Annotated in this window: 12 protein-coding genes; 2 read left to right on the plus strand and 10 right to left on the minus strand. The window is 72.2% G+C overall.

All coding sequences use genetic code 11. From position 1 onward, the window contains the following. Positions 1-73: 73 nt before the first annotated feature. Complete coding sequence (locus EDD93_RS03405; protein ID WP_123523754.1) at positions 74-1,450, minus strand: alpha-amylase family protein; 1,377 nt, start codon at positions 1,448-1,450, stop codon at positions 74-76. A 286-nt stretch (positions 1,451-1,736) separates the two neighbouring features. On the opposite strand from EDD93_RS03405, the gene EDD93_RS39505 reads away from it, so the two are divergent. Continuing rightward, entirely contained in the window at positions 1,737-1,979 is a 243-nt protein-coding gene (locus EDD93_RS39505) for a hypothetical protein (RefSeq protein WP_185092203.1), read from the plus strand. A gap of 27 nt (positions 1,980-2,006) precedes the next feature. Here the strand turns inward: EDD93_RS39505 and EDD93_RS03415 are convergent, their stop codons facing one another. From EDD93_RS03415 to EDD93_RS03450, 8 genes are all read right to left on the minus strand, one after another. Continuing rightward, positions 2,007-2,618 carry a response regulator transcription factor gene (locus EDD93_RS03415; protein ID WP_123523755.1) on the minus strand — a complete coding sequence of 204 codons (612 nt, stop codon included), beginning with the start codon at positions 2,616-2,618 and terminating at the stop codon, positions 2,007-2,009. Further along, positions 2,615-3,793: a sensor histidine kinase gene (locus EDD93_RS03420; RefSeq protein ID WP_123523756.1), complete on the minus strand. Its 1,179-nt coding sequence runs from the start codon at positions 3,791-3,793 to the stop codon at positions 2,615-2,617. The genes EDD93_RS03415 and EDD93_RS03420 overlap by 4 nt, the downstream gene beginning before the upstream one ends. Then, positions 3,790-4,530: an ABC transporter permease gene (locus EDD93_RS03425; RefSeq protein ID WP_123523757.1), complete on the minus strand. Its 741-nt coding sequence runs from the start codon at positions 4,528-4,530 to the stop codon at positions 3,790-3,792. Before EDD93_RS03425 ends, EDD93_RS03420 begins: the two co-directional genes overlap by 4 nt. Then, positions 4,527-5,462 (minus strand): ABC transporter ATP-binding protein, encoded by a 936-nt coding sequence (locus EDD93_RS03430; RefSeq protein WP_123523758.1) that lies wholly within the window; start codon positions 5,460-5,462, stop codon positions 4,527-4,529. Before EDD93_RS03430 ends, EDD93_RS03425 begins: the two co-directional genes overlap by 4 nt. 185 nt (positions 5,463-5,647) lie before the next feature. After that, positions 5,648-7,540: a hypothetical protein gene (locus EDD93_RS03435; RefSeq protein ID WP_123523759.1), complete on the minus strand. Its 1,893-nt coding sequence runs from the start codon at positions 7,538-7,540 to the stop codon at positions 5,648-5,650. Positions 7,541-7,970: 430 nt separating this feature from the next. Continuing rightward, positions 7,971-8,417 carry a DUF6113 family protein gene (locus tag EDD93_RS03440; RefSeq protein ID WP_123523760.1) on the minus strand — a complete coding sequence of 149 codons (447 nt, stop codon included), beginning with the start codon at positions 8,415-8,417 and terminating at the stop codon, positions 7,971-7,973. Then, a complete protein-coding gene (gene mshB / locus EDD93_RS03445) occupies positions 8,414-9,313 on the minus strand; it encodes an N-acetyl-1-D-myo-inositol-2-amino-2-deoxy-alpha-D-glucopyranoside deacetylase (protein WP_123523761.1) in 900 nt (299 codons plus the stop codon). Before mshB ends, EDD93_RS03440 begins: the two co-directional genes overlap by 4 nt. A gap of 107 nt (positions 9,314-9,420) precedes the next feature. Next, positions 9,421-9,615 (minus strand): hypothetical protein, encoded by a 195-nt coding sequence (locus tag EDD93_RS03450; RefSeq protein ID WP_073736631.1) that lies wholly within the window; start codon positions 9,613-9,615, stop codon positions 9,421-9,423. Positions 9,616-9,824: 209 nt separating this feature from the next. On the opposite strand from EDD93_RS03450, the gene EDD93_RS03455 reads away from it, so the two are divergent. After that, entirely contained in the window at positions 9,825-11,915 is a 2,091-nt protein-coding gene (locus EDD93_RS03455) for a prolyl oligopeptidase family serine peptidase (protein ID WP_398904980.1), read from the plus strand. 16 nt (positions 11,916-11,931) lie between these two features. On the opposite strand, the gene EDD93_RS03460 is transcribed toward EDD93_RS03455, so the two are convergent. Then, a complete protein-coding gene (locus tag EDD93_RS03460; RefSeq protein ID WP_260255605.1) occupies positions 11,932-13,080 on the minus strand; it encodes a hypothetical protein in 1,149 nt (382 codons plus the stop codon). Positions 13,081-13,235 lie beyond the last annotated feature (155 nt).

Raw genomic sequence — 13,235 nt, forward strand, 5'->3', positions numbered from 1 at the left:
CGCCCGGCAGGCGGGGTCCCAGGACATGCCCGCCGGGCGGCGGTGTCGTGTGTACGGGGCGGGGCGGGGCGGCTCAGACGTGCAGGGCCAGCGCGCCCTTCGCCGGGACGGCCGCCGTCACGGTGCCGTCGGCGGCGACCTCGACGGTGTGGCCGTCGCAGGCGTCCGGGGAGGCCTGGGCCACGTCGCAGTACGACCCCGCGGGGAGCGAGGTGGTGAAGGTCTGCCGGAGCTCCGCGTCACCGTTGTTGACCGCCACGAAGCCCTTGTCGCCGCGGCCGAAGGCGATGGCCGAGGAGCCGTTGTCCCACCAGTGCGTCAACTCCGTTCCCGCCGTGGCGTTGTGGAAGCCGACCATGCCGGTGATCGCCGTCTGCGCGTGCGTGCAGGTCCAGCCGCCGCTGCCGCATGCTGCCGCGCCGCCGGCGGGCGGACCCGCGTCCTTGTCCGACCACTCGTAGCCGGAGAAGACGTTCGGGGAGCCGTAGGGCGAGGCCAGCATGAAGACGTTGGCCAGGGTGTAGGCCGCGCCGTCCTTGTACGTCAGGGTGGAGCCGTTGCGCTCGGTGTCCCAGTTGTCGACGAAGGTGCGGGCGCTCCCGCTCGCCAGCTTGCCGTCGGCGATGTTCTTCAGCCCGGTGAGGGAGCCGCCCTGGAAGGCGCTCTTGAGGTGGCCGCCGTAGCGGAACTCGTCGACGTCGCCCACCCCGGTGTACTCGTCGGGCTGGACGGCCTCTCCGCCGCCGTAGATCACCTCGGTGACCCAGAAACCGGGGTCGGCCATCTTGCCCTTGACCGCGGCGATGTCGTCGGCCGCCATGTGCTTGGCGGCGTCGATGCGGAAGCCGTCCACACCCATCGCGCGCAGGTCGGAGAGGTAGGCGGCGATCGTCGTACGGACGGCGTCGCTGCCGGTGTCGAGGTCGGCCAGGCCGACCAGTTCACAGTTCTGGACGTCGCCGCGGTCGCCGTAGTTGCTGATGTCCTTGCGGCAGGAGTGGAAGTCCTGGTCCTGGAAGTAGCCGGGGTAGTCGTACTTCGTGTAGGCGGTGCCGCCGGTTCCGGTGCCGGCCCCGGAGGACATGTGGTTGATGACGGCGTCGGCGACGACCTTGACTCCGGCCGAATGGCAGTCGGCCACCATCGACGCGAAGGCGTCGCGGTCACCGAGGCGTCCGGCGATCCGGTAGCTGACCGGCTGGTACGAGGTCCACCACTGGTCGCCCTGGATGTGCTCGGAGGCGGGCGAGACCTCGACGTAGCCGTAACCGGCCGGACCGAGCGAGTCCGTGCAGGCCTGGGCCACCGCGTCGTACTTCCACTCGAACAGGGTGGCGGTGACGGTCCGGTCGCCCGGTGGGGTCGCCTGGGAGGTCCAGGGGGCGAAGGCGGTGACTGCGGCGGCGGCGAGCAGTCCGGCCAGTGTCGCGCGAGCGGCGCGGGAACTCATCTGCGGCTCCTTCGGTCGCGGGTACGGGCGGAGCCCGCACCCGGCGTGGGCAGCCACGCGCCTGGCCACCGTGGGGGGAGTTCGGAGCCTGCCGTTCCAGCGATGGACACGTCAAGAGTTGCGCAAGAGTTTCCAGCATGTTTCTGAAATGACTTGCAGGGAAGGCGGGTTGAGGAACTCGTGATGCGTGGGCCACCCGCCGCCCCCGGTCGTCACTGGTCCCGGCGGTGCACCGCGAGCACCGTCACCACCGCTGCCACCAGCGCCCAGAGAGCGTAGACCGACCATGCCGGAGCGCTGCTTCCGCGTGCTCGCCAGGCGTTCCCACGCGCTGAACGGCAGGGTGTGCTGGAGCACCGCCGTCAGGTGGCGGCGCGAGCTGAGCACCATGGGGAGCAGGAGCAGCACCACCACCACGCTGCGCCGGATGCTCGGCGCGCTGCGGCAGGACGGCCCCGGGCTCCGGGGGCCGGAGCGGGAGGCCTCGCCGCTGGTGTCACCGGGCTTCCCGGGCCCGGCCGGCGGCTGAGGCGTGGGGTCCGGGGCGTGGCTCCGGCTACAGCCAGCCCTTCTCCCGCGCCATCCGGACCGCCTCCGCGCGATTGCGCGCCGCCATCTTCTGGATCGCTGTCGAGAGGTAGTTGCGGACCGTCCCCTGCGACAGGTGCAGCACCGCCGCGATCTCCGCGTTGGTCGAGCCGTCCGCCGCCGTGCGCAGCACCTCGCGCTCCCGGTCGGTCAGCGGACTGGCCCCGTCCGCGAGGGCGGCGGCCGCCAGGGTCGGGTCGATGACGCGTTCGCCGGCGAGCACTCTGCGTACCGCCGCCGCGAGCTGGGAGGCCGGCGCGTCCTTCACCAGGAACGCGTCCGCGCCCGACTCCATCGCGCGGCGCAGGTAGCCGGGGCGGCCGAAGGTGGTGACGACGACGACCTTGACGCCCGGGAGTTCGCGGTGCAGTTCGGCCGCCGCGTCGATGCCCGTCATGCCGGGCATCTCGATGTCCAGGAGGGCGACGTCGACCCGGTGTTCCCGGGCCGCGGCCAACACCTCGTCGCCCCGGGCGACCTGTGCGACGACCTCGATGTCGGGTTCCAGACCGAGGAGCGCCGCCAGGGCCTCGCGCACCATTGACTGGTCCTCGGCGAGGAGGAGTCTGATCATGCTCATTCCGGGGATCCTAGGCCGGATTCGGCCGGCACGCTGAGGGTGATGGTGAAGCCCTTCCCGGAACGGGTGCCGGCGGTCCGGGTGGTCAGCGTCCCGTCGACCGTGGCGAGGCGCTCCGCGATGCCGGTGAGGCCGTTGCCCGGTGCCGTGCCCGAGGCGCCACGGCCGTCGTCGGCGACGGTGAGTTCGAGGACCCGGCCGTCCAGGGTCTGGCGCGGGGCGAGGGTCACCTCGCAGCTGCGGGCGCCGCTGTGGCGTACGACGTTGGTGACCGCTTCCCGCAACGCCCAGGCGAGCACCTCCTCCGCCTTCTCGGGGAGGTCCTCGGGCGGCTCGGCCGGGATGGCGGCGGCGATCCCGGCGGCGGCGAGGGCGGTCCTGGCACCGGCCAGTTCGCCGGGGAGGGTCGGGCGGCGGTAGCCGGTGACCGCGCTGCGGACGTCCACCAGGGCCTGTCTGCTGACCTGTTCGATGTCCGCGACCTGGGCGGCGGCCTGCTCGGGGTGGCCGGGGAGCATGCGGCCGGCCAGCTCGCTCTTGAGGGTGATCAGCGAGAGGGAGTGGCCGAGCAGGTCGTGCAGGTCCCGGGCCAGGCGCAGCCGTTCCTCGTTGGCGGCGAGCTGGGCGACGGTGGCGCGGGCCTCGCGGAGCTGGATGGTGGTGAGGATCATCTGCCGGATGCCCGTCATCGAGAATCCGCCGAGCAGTGCCGGGAAGACCAGCGCCGTGATGATCTCGCGGGGGTGCTCGGCGGTGAGGCCGATACCTATCAGCACGGCCACGGACGCGGGGATCAGCCAGCGGGCGGCCCGCAGCGGCAGTGCCGCCCCCGCGGAGACCGAGACGTACACGAACAGGACCAGCCACGGACTGCCGAGCGTCAGGGACAGCGTGACGGCGAGTGCGCCGAGGAAGGCGAGCACGATCCCGACCTGGACAGGCCCGAGCACTGTCGGGGAGGGACGGAAGACGAGGACCAGGTAGCAGCCGACGAAGACCACCAGTCCGAGGGTGCCGAGCGCGGTCACCCACGGGCTGTGGGCGCCGTCGGCGAGATCCTTGATCGGCGCGCTCATGAAGGCGAGCCAGACGCCGATCCACAGGCTCTTGACCATGATCTGCTTGCGGTCCCCCGGCGGGCGCCCGATACCCATGGACATCTCGTCCTCGTTCACGCCTTCAAGGTGTCCTTCCGGTAGAGCCAGGCCGCACCGCCCGCGAAGAGAACGAAGTAGACGCAGAGGATGGCGATGTCCTTGGCCTGGGGCGCGCCGCCCATCTCGACGGACTGGCCGAGTGCAGCGTACGCGTGCGTGGGCAGCCACTCGGAGATGTTCTGGACCCACTGCGGGAAGGTCGAGCTCGGCATCCACAGGCCGCCGAGGATCGAGAGCACGAAGTAGATGATCATGGTGATCGGGCGGACCGCGTCACCGCTGGCGACGTAGCCGATGGCGACCCCGAGGGCGGCGAACACCAGTGATCCGGCCCAGATGACGCCGGTGAGGGCGAACCACTGCCACAGGTCGACGCGCACGTGCTTGACGGAGGCGGCGACGAGGAAGACGACCACGATGCAGGGCAGGGTGATCACGGCGGCGCTCGCGATCTTCGCCAGGATGTAGCCCCTGCTCGGCAGCGCGGTCAGCCGCAGCTGACGGACCCAGCCCTTCTCGCGCTCCTTGGCGATGCGCTCGCTGTTGCCCATCAGCACGGCGGTCAGCGCGCCGAAGGAGGCCATGGAGACCATGAAGAAGGCCTGAAGGGTGAGGTCGGTGCCCGGCACCTTGTCGGTGGTGTTCTGCGTGCCGGAAATCAGCAGGTAGATCACCGACGGGTAGATGACCGAGAAGAACATGAACTTCTTGTTCCGCAGGGTGCGGGTCACTTCGAGCTTGATCAGCGTGTTCATCGGGTCCTGGCCTCCTCGGCCTCGGTGATAGCGACGAAGGCCTGCTCCAGTCCGAGACCCGCGACTTCGAGCTCGCGCGGGTAGAGGCCGAGGCCGTAGACGGCGTGCACGGTCGCGTCGGCGTTGTGGGACTGGATGCGGACCCGGCGGCCGGTGACGTCGAGCGCGGAGAGGAAGGGCAGGGCGCGCAGCGCCTCTTCGTCGACCGGGCCCTCCAGCTCGAAGGAGATCCGGCGGGCGCCGGCCCTGGCCTTGATCTCGGCGGCGGTGCCGTCGGCGAGGATCCGGCCCTTGTGCAGGACCAGGACCCGGTCCGCGATGGCGTCGGCCTCTTCGAGGTAGTGGGTGGCGAACAGGACGGTCCGGCCCTGGTCGGCCTGCTCGCGCATGGTGGCCCAGAAGGCGTTGCGGGCGGTGACGTCCATCCCGGTGGTCGGCTCGTCGAGCACGATCAGGTCGTTGGCACCGGCGGTGGCGAGCGCGAAGCGTACGCGCTGCTCCTGGCCGCCGGAGAGCTTGTTGACCATGCGGCCGGCGATCGAGGCGATGCCGGCCCGCGCCAGCACCTCGTCCACCGGGTAGGGCCTGGGGTGCAGATCACAGACGAGTCCGACCAGCTCCCCCACCGTGACCTCCTCCATCAGGCCGCCGGTCTGCAGCATCGCGCCGACCCGGCCGGCCGCGATGGCCGCCTGCGGGGTGGTGCCGAAGAGGCGGACCGTCCCGGAGTCGGCGGTGCGCAGGCCGAGGAGGAGGTCGAGCGCGGAGGACTTGCCCGCGCCGTTGGGGCCGAGGAGCGCCACGGTCTCGCCGGGGTGCAGGTCGAGCGTGAGCCCGTCCACGGCCCGTACGTCGCCGTACGCCTTGCTGACCTGGTCGAAGCTGACCACGGCGGTCTTCGCCTCGGTGGCTTCGGGAGCTGTCGTTGTCATGGGTCCAGCCTGGCGGAGCGGGGTGTGCGCCCGGCAGGGTCAGGGATCGTGAATCCGGGATGACATCTGTCATGCCCTACGTGTGACGGGCCCCGCGCTGCGCGGCTGCTGGGACCGTACGGACAGACGGCGCCGCCCCCGGCCGGAGGTCCGGTCGGGGGCGGCGCCGGGCGGGCCCGGCCGGGTCAGCCGTTGCCGTCGAGGTCGATCGTGACGGTCCGCTCGGCGGGGGTCTTGCCGACCAGCGCGCCCTTCATGGCGAAGGCCACGTCGTCCGCGCTGAGCTGGTGCTTCGTACCGTCACCCTTGGTGATCATGATGCCGTTGAAGACGCCTTCGCAGAGGGTGTCGATGGCCTTCTTGTCGTAGTAGTCGACGAGCTTGCCGTCGACCGCCTTCATCGAAAGGATCTTCGGCAAGGACTTGTCCGGTCCGAACTGGATCACCTTCGGGCCTGCCTTGATGGTGATCAGGCCGGACATCGCGGGCTCCGCGAAGGCCTTCATCGCCCGGTCCAGCTCCGCCTGGCCGACGGTGGGCTCGCGGGTGGTGACGGGCAGCTCGACGGTGGCCGACCGGCCCGTCTCGACCTGGGCTCGGTAGGCGTCGCGCACCGAGCCCACCGACTGGTTGGCGTCGAGCGCCTTGCCCGCCTTGCCGGGTACGGCGACGGCCTTGCCCGGTACGAACTTGATCGTCCCGTTGCTGGCGGAGCCCGAGGCACCGGCCAGGTCGGTCAGCGCGACGCCGAGCTTCTCCTGGTCGACGGGGAGGACCGGGTCGATGTCACGCTTGCCGCCGAAGAGCGAGCCGATGACGGAGACCGGGTTGTAGTCGCTGCCTGCCGCGGCGCGCACGGTCGCCTGGCTGTCCAGGGAGAGTCCGGCCTTGTCCGGCGCGAGCTGCGTCTTCTTTCCGTCCACGCTCAGCTGGAGCGGAGCGGTCGCCCGCTTGCCGAGGGCGGCGTCCAGCTTCTCGACGCCGTCCTCCTTCGTGCCGCCGCCGATGTCGACGCCGAGGACGGTGGTGCCCTTGGGGACGTCCGAGTGGTTCATCAGCAGCCCGGCGCCGTACGCGACCCCGAGCACGCAGACGGCGGCCACGCAGAGCAGGACCAGCTTCGAACGGCCCTTCTTCGCCGGGGCCTTCGCCGCCGCGGGCTCCGCAGCGGTGCGGGCGGCGGGCTCGGGCGCCTGCGCGGCGAACCCTCCCGGGCCGGCCGGACCGGTGCCCATCGGGTTGTCCGGGATGCGCGGGGTGAGATCGGGGCCCTGGAACGGCGACTGGGGCCCAGCCGTGCGGTGCTCCGCCGGAACCACGGGGATGCCGCTGGTCAGGGTGTCGCCCGAGACGTTGTCACCCGAACCGGAGCCGGGGCCTGCGGCCGGGAACTGCGGCGTGAGCACCGCGGTGTCGTCGGACATCCGCGGCGGCACACCACCGGGGCCACCGGGTGCCTGCGGTCCGCCCGGTCCGGAGCCCGGCGGCGTGAAGGCCCCGGCGAAGGGGCCGGGCCCCTCGAGGTCCGGGGTGAGCGGGGAGGTGCCGCCGGCCGGTCCCGTGGTGGGCCCGGACGGGCCCGGCGTACGGATACCCAGGTTCGGCGTGGAGCGCGGTCCGCCGGGGCCGTCCGCCCCGGAGCCGGGTGCGCCCGGCTCGCCCGCGCGCTGCGGGCCGTCCGAGAAGTACGGCAGATCGGCGCGCGGGGTACCGGCGGGCGGGGTGCCCCGGTCGCCCGCACCGCTCGCGGAGAAACCCGCACCGTTGGTACCGGCACCCGCACCGCTCGCGGAGAAGCCGGCACCGTTGGTGCCGCCGCCGACCGGCGGCTTGCCCGTCGCACCGTTCGCGGAGGTGTCCGCCGGGGCGCCCGCCGGGGGCTTGCGCGGCGCGAACCAATCGCTGCCGCTCTTCTCCCTGGCCGGCTTCTCGGCTGCGGCTTCCGCCGCGGTGGACCCGGCTCCCGACTCGGGCCCCGGTGCGGCCGGGGTCCCCTTCGCGCCTTCGGACGCGGAGGCGCCCGGACGCGGGACGTTGCCGGTGCGCTCGTTGCCGGGCCCGCCGTCCGCGTCGCTCATGGGCGTACGCATGACAACCGGCGGGATCGGACGCGAGCCGGGGATGTTGATCCGGATACGCGTCGTCAGCGTCGTCTCCGTCCTCGGCTCTTCCGGCTTGGACGGGTCCACAGGCTCCGGGGTCTCCTCCGGGGAATCCTGAGAGGGGTGCAGTGACGGATACTGGCGGGATCCGTACGGCGGCGTACCCGAGGGGTACGCGGCTCCCCCGCGGCCCTGGGGCCCGGAGGACGAACTGTCAGTTTCACGACTCAAGGCAGGTTCTCCCGATTGGCTCCGCCGCCCGTACTTCCCCCATGCCGCAGGCCAGGGGACGGCTCGGCGCGCGAACCACCTTACTGGCCGCGGCCGACAGACACCCCGCGACCGGGGGAAACGACTGCGCACCCCCCGGACGGACAGGGGGCATTACGGGATCGGACGTGGCACATTACTTGCCAGGTCGGCCGCTGTCGGCACCCGGTTGGGGTGACCGCGACATGGTGGCACAGATCACAGCGAGGACCATCCCGCCCAGTACGAAGAGGGCCAGACCCAGTTCGTCACCGAAGACATAGTCCCCTTCCGGGCGCCCGCCCAGCAGAAATACGACCGAAATCAGCCAACCCGCAGCGGGTGCCACCGCGCCCGGCTGGGTGCCCATGAGGCGGCGGCCACCGTAGAAGAGTCCGGCGGACGCCAGCAGCGCCAGCAGCAACCCGCCCGGGAACCAAGCGGGTTGGACCAGCGCCCCGGCGATCCCCACCACCGCTCCGAGGACCGCGAGGCCCAGCAGGGCCGCGATCCGGCCGGGGTTGAGGGGCGCGGCCAGACCGGTGGCCGGAATGTCACGGGGAGGCGCGTTGGTCCGCGCGGCCCTCGGCCTGCTGCCGCTCACTGGTCCGCTCCCGTCACACCGGCGAAGAGATCGTCTTCCCGGGCCCCCGGAGCGGCTACCGGGGTGCCGCTCACCAACTCGTAGTACTCGGTGGTGAGAACGGGCTGGCCGAGATCGTTCGAAAGGGCGAAGAAGGAGCCGCTCAGCGCGATCTGGGTGGCGTGCGCCCGCATCGCCGCGGCCTTGGCGGCCACGTGGGCGGCGCCGTCGATCTCGGTGGTGATCAGGGTGTCGTTCACCACACCCGGCACGTCGTCGATCGCGGCGATGCCGGGGAAGGTGTCGGGGGCGGTGAGCCGGAGGTTCGCGAAGGCGTCCTCGGCGGTGGTGCGCGGCACCCGGTTCCAGTAGATCTTGGCGATGGTGTGCGGGGCGCCGGACTCCGCGCGGTAGGCGGGGTCGGCGGCCAGTTCTGCGGCGCGGGTCGCGACCCGGTGCGCCTGGATGTGGTCGGGGTGCCCGTAGCCCCCGTCGGGGTCGTAGGTGACCAGGACCTGGGGGCGGACGGAGCGGATGACGTCCACCAGGTACCCGGCGGCCTCGTCCACGTCGGCGGACCAGAAGGCGTTCGGGCGGTCGTTCTGCTCGGCGCCCATCATCCCGGAGTCGCGGAACCGGCCGGGGCCGCCGAGGAAGCGGTGGTCGGTGACCCCCAGCTCCTTCATGGCCGCCGCCAGTTCGCGCTGCCGCCAGGGCCCCAGGGCGTCGTCCCGGTCGGCCGCGAGGTGCGCGAGCGCGGGCGGGATGACCTCGCCCTCCTCGCCGAGCGTGCAGGTCACCAGCGTGACCAGGGCGCCGTCGGCGGCATACCTGGCCATGGTGGCGCCGTTGTTGATCGACTCGTCGTCGGGGTGCGCGTGCACCAGGAGCAGACGCCGGGCGGGAAGGTCCGTCATGGGTACCACCCTACGAGCCGGCCGGCCCGATGGCCGACGGCGCCCGCGCACCGGGCGCCGGCGAACCGCGGACGCCGGTCACTGTCACAGGCGCACGCCTGCCGCTGTCAGAACTTCAGCCCTCCGATCATGCCCGCCACGTTCGTCGTCACCTCGGAGATCGTGGGCGCGATGGACGAGCTGGCGAGATAGAAACCGAGCAGCATGCAGACCACCGCATGTCCGCCCTTCAGTCCGGACTTCCGGACCAGCAGGAAGACGACGATCGCCAGCAGCACCACCGCCGAAATCGAGAGTGCCACGGCGGTTCACCTCCATCAGTACGGTCGGGACGGGCAGCACGCATGGAGCCAGCAGGTTCATACCCACCGAGCGCTACGGATCATAACTATCCGTGGCAAGGCATTGATCGGGGCACAGCAGCACGAGGGGCGCACGGGCCGGGGGCGGCCGATAGGTTCGGCACATGACTTCGTCAGAGATCACCTTTCCGCTGCAGCTGGCCCGGACGATGCGATTCACCCTCGGCGCTCCCCGCGCGTTCACGGTGTCACCCGACGGTGAGCGGGTGATCTTCCTGCGCTCGGGCTCGGGCACCGACCGCTCGGGCCGGCTCTGGGTCCTCGACCTGACCGGCGACGGAGCACCGAGCGAGCGGCTGGTGGCCGATCCCGCCGTGCTGCTGGGCGGGTCGGCGGAGCGGCTGTCGGCACAGGAGCGGGCCAGGCGCGAGCGGAGCCGCGAGGGGTCGTCGGGCATCGTCGGCTACGCGGTCGACGCGGCAGCCGAGTTGGCGGCGTTCGCACTTTCCGGGAAGGTGTACGTCGCACAACTGCGGGCGGGCACGGCGCGTGCGCTGCCCGTGCCCGGCCCGGTGATCGATCCGCGCCCCTCCCCGGACGGACGACACATCGCATACGTGTCCAAGGGGGCCCTGCGCGTCGTGGGGTCCGGCGGCGAGGAGGACAGGGCACTCGCGGAGCCCGAGGACGCGCAGGTCTCCTACGGCCTCGCGGAGTTCATCGCGGCCGAGGAGATGCAGCGCTCGCGGGGCTTCTGGTGGTCTCCCGAATCGGACCGGCTGCTCGTCGCCCGGGTCGACGACAGCCCGGTGCGGCGGTGGTGGATCTCCGACCCGGCGCACCCGGAGCGCAAGCCCGCCGAGATCGCGTACCCGGCGGCCGGGACGCCCAACGCCGAGGTGCGGCTGTTCGTCATGGACCTGGCCGGGGAGCGTACCGAAGTGGTCTGGGACCGGGCCCGGTTCCCCTATCTGGCGCAGGTGCACTGGTCGTCGGCCGGGGCGCCGCTGCTGCTGGTGCAGGCCCGTGACCAGCAGAGCCAGCTCCATCTCGCGGTGGACCCGGAGACCGGGACGACCAGGACGGTGCACGTCGACGAGGACCCGGTCTGGCTGGACCTGTTCCCCGGGGTGCCCGCGTGGGCGCCGGACGGACGGCTGGTGCGGATCGCGGACGAGGGCGGGGCGCGGGTCCTCGCGGCCGGCGACCGCCTGCTGACCGGGGCGCAGCTGCAGATCCAGGCGGTGCTGGACATCGGCGGATCGGACATCCTGGTGGCGGCCTCGGCGGGCGAGACCGCGGCCGCGCCGGAGATCGGCGAGAGCCATGTCTACCGGGTCAACGAGCTGGGCGTGGAGCGGGTCTCGGAGGGGGTGGGCGTGCATTCCGCGGTCCGGAGCGGCGGGGTGACGGTGCTGGTGTCCACCGCCCCGGACCGGCCGGGGACGACCGCCCGGGTGCTCCGGGACGGCAAGGTGATCACCACCGTCGCGAACCACGCGGAGCAGCCGGTGCTGTCCGTGCGGGCGCGGTTCACCGAAGGGGGCGCACGGCGGATTCCGTGCGCCGTGCTGCTCCCCTCCGACTACAAGGAATCGGATGGTCCGCTTCCGGTTCTGATGGATCCGTACGGCGGGCCGCACGGCCGCCGGGTGGTCGCCACCCACAACACCCATCTCACCTCGCAGTGGTTCGCGGACCAGGGTTTCGCCGTGGTGGTCGCGGACGGCCGGGGCACCCCGGGCCGTTCACCCGGCTGGGAGAAGGCGGTGAAGAACAACCTCGCCCTCAGCGTCGACGACCAGGTCGAGGCCCTGCACGCGCTGGCCGGGCGGTTCCCGCTGGATCTGGACCGGGTCGCCATCCGGGGCTGGTCGTTCGGCGGCTTCCTGGCCGGCATGGCCGTGCTCCGGCGGCCCGATGTGTTCCACGCGGCCGTGGTGGGCGCCCCCGTGACCGACCAGCGGCTCTACGACACCCACTACACCGAGCGCTACCTGGGCGACCCGGCGGTCCAGCCCGAGGTGTACGCGTACAACTCGCTGCTCACCGACGAGGGGCTGTCGCACGCCGCCGAGCAGGTGCGGCCGATGATGATCATCCACGGACTCGCGGACGACAACGTGGTGGTCGCGAACACGCTGCGGCTGTCGTCGGCGCTGCTCGCCGCGGGGCGGCCGCACGAGGTGCTGCCGCTGAGCGGGGTGACCCACATGACCCCGCAGGAGAAGGTGGCCGAGAACCTGCTGCTGCTCCAGGTGGACTTCCTGAAGCGGTCGCTGGCGGGCCCGGCGGCCTGACGCGCGGCCTACGGGCCTACCAGCCCGGCGGCGGCTGGGAGGGCGGCGGCGGCTGGGAGGGCGGCGGGGGCGGCCCGAAGCCGCCGCCCTGCGGGTATCCGTACCCCGGGGCGGGCGGCTGCTGCCCCGGGGGCGGGGCCGCGTCCGGCTCGGGGTGCGCCTCGGAGTCGTACCCAGGAGTTCCGTGTCCCGGCGTCCCGTATCCGGGGGTGCCGTATCCCGGGGTGCCGTACCCGGAGCCGTATCCCGGTGCGAACGGGCCGGGAACGTCCGCGAAGCCCCTGGGGGCCAGCACGATCAGCGCCAGAACGGCGACGAACGCCTCGAAGAGCCAGCTGGCCAGGGTCAGCTGGGTCTCGGTCGGCATCGAACCGAAACGGTCGAACAGGTCGTAGTGCACGATCCGGACCACTCCCAGCACCCCGCCCGGCAGCAGCAGCGCCGCGGCCACCAGACCGAACGGCCGCGCGTGCACGGCGCGGGGCAGCGCGCTCACCCCCGCGAAGAGGCAGAGCAGGGCCAGGGTCACGGTGCTCCAGCCCGGCGGCGGGTCGGTCAGCCCGTGCATGATCCGGTCGCCGCCGACGTACCAGTCGGGAAAGATCTCCGGGTACTTGACGACCTGGCGGACCTCCCAGGCGATCAGCACCGCGCCGACCGCGCTCAGCAGCACGAAGCCGGTCGCCGACGCACCCGGTCCGGGCCGGGTGGGCAACTGCTCGTAGGAGCCGGCCGGCGGGCGGCGCCCCGCCCCGGCGGTGATGAACAGCGCGATGCCCGCCGCGAGGGCGGCGAAGGCGCAGATCAGGGCACGGGCGCGCAGGTCGTCGGAGAACGACGACTCCATCGCGGGGCTGCCGATGTTCCAGAGTCCGGGGAGCCGTACGGCGAGGGTGACCACGCCGGTGGCGACGAGCACGGTGGCAGCGACGGCCGAGCGGAGCGCGGCGACGGCGGCGACCAGGTACACCACGAACAGAGCGGCGTCCATGGCCGTGGTCGTGGGCATCGCGTTCGGGCGGGCTTCCTGGAAGCCGGCCCAGTACCGCATGAGCTGGCCGAAATCGGCCGCCCTGATGTCCCGTACCAGCCAGCTCGCCACGATCACCGCGAGCACGCCGCAGAGGACGGCACCCGTGACTCTTGCTCCCCGCGTGAGTATCACCCCAGCGATACTCCACCGAGCCGGGTCTCCGGACAAGAGGGCCTGTACGGCGGCGTCCTGACGGGCGACCGGCCGGGGGCTTTGACAGCCCCCGGCCGGTCCACGGCACCCGCACGGCCGTACGTCGTCCATGCTGACGGGTCCGTATATCGGAC

This window comes from Streptomyces sp. 840.1 (genome assembly GCF_003751445.1).
Taxonomy (GTDB): domain Bacteria; phylum Actinomycetota; class Actinomycetes; order Streptomycetales; family Streptomycetaceae; genus Streptomyces.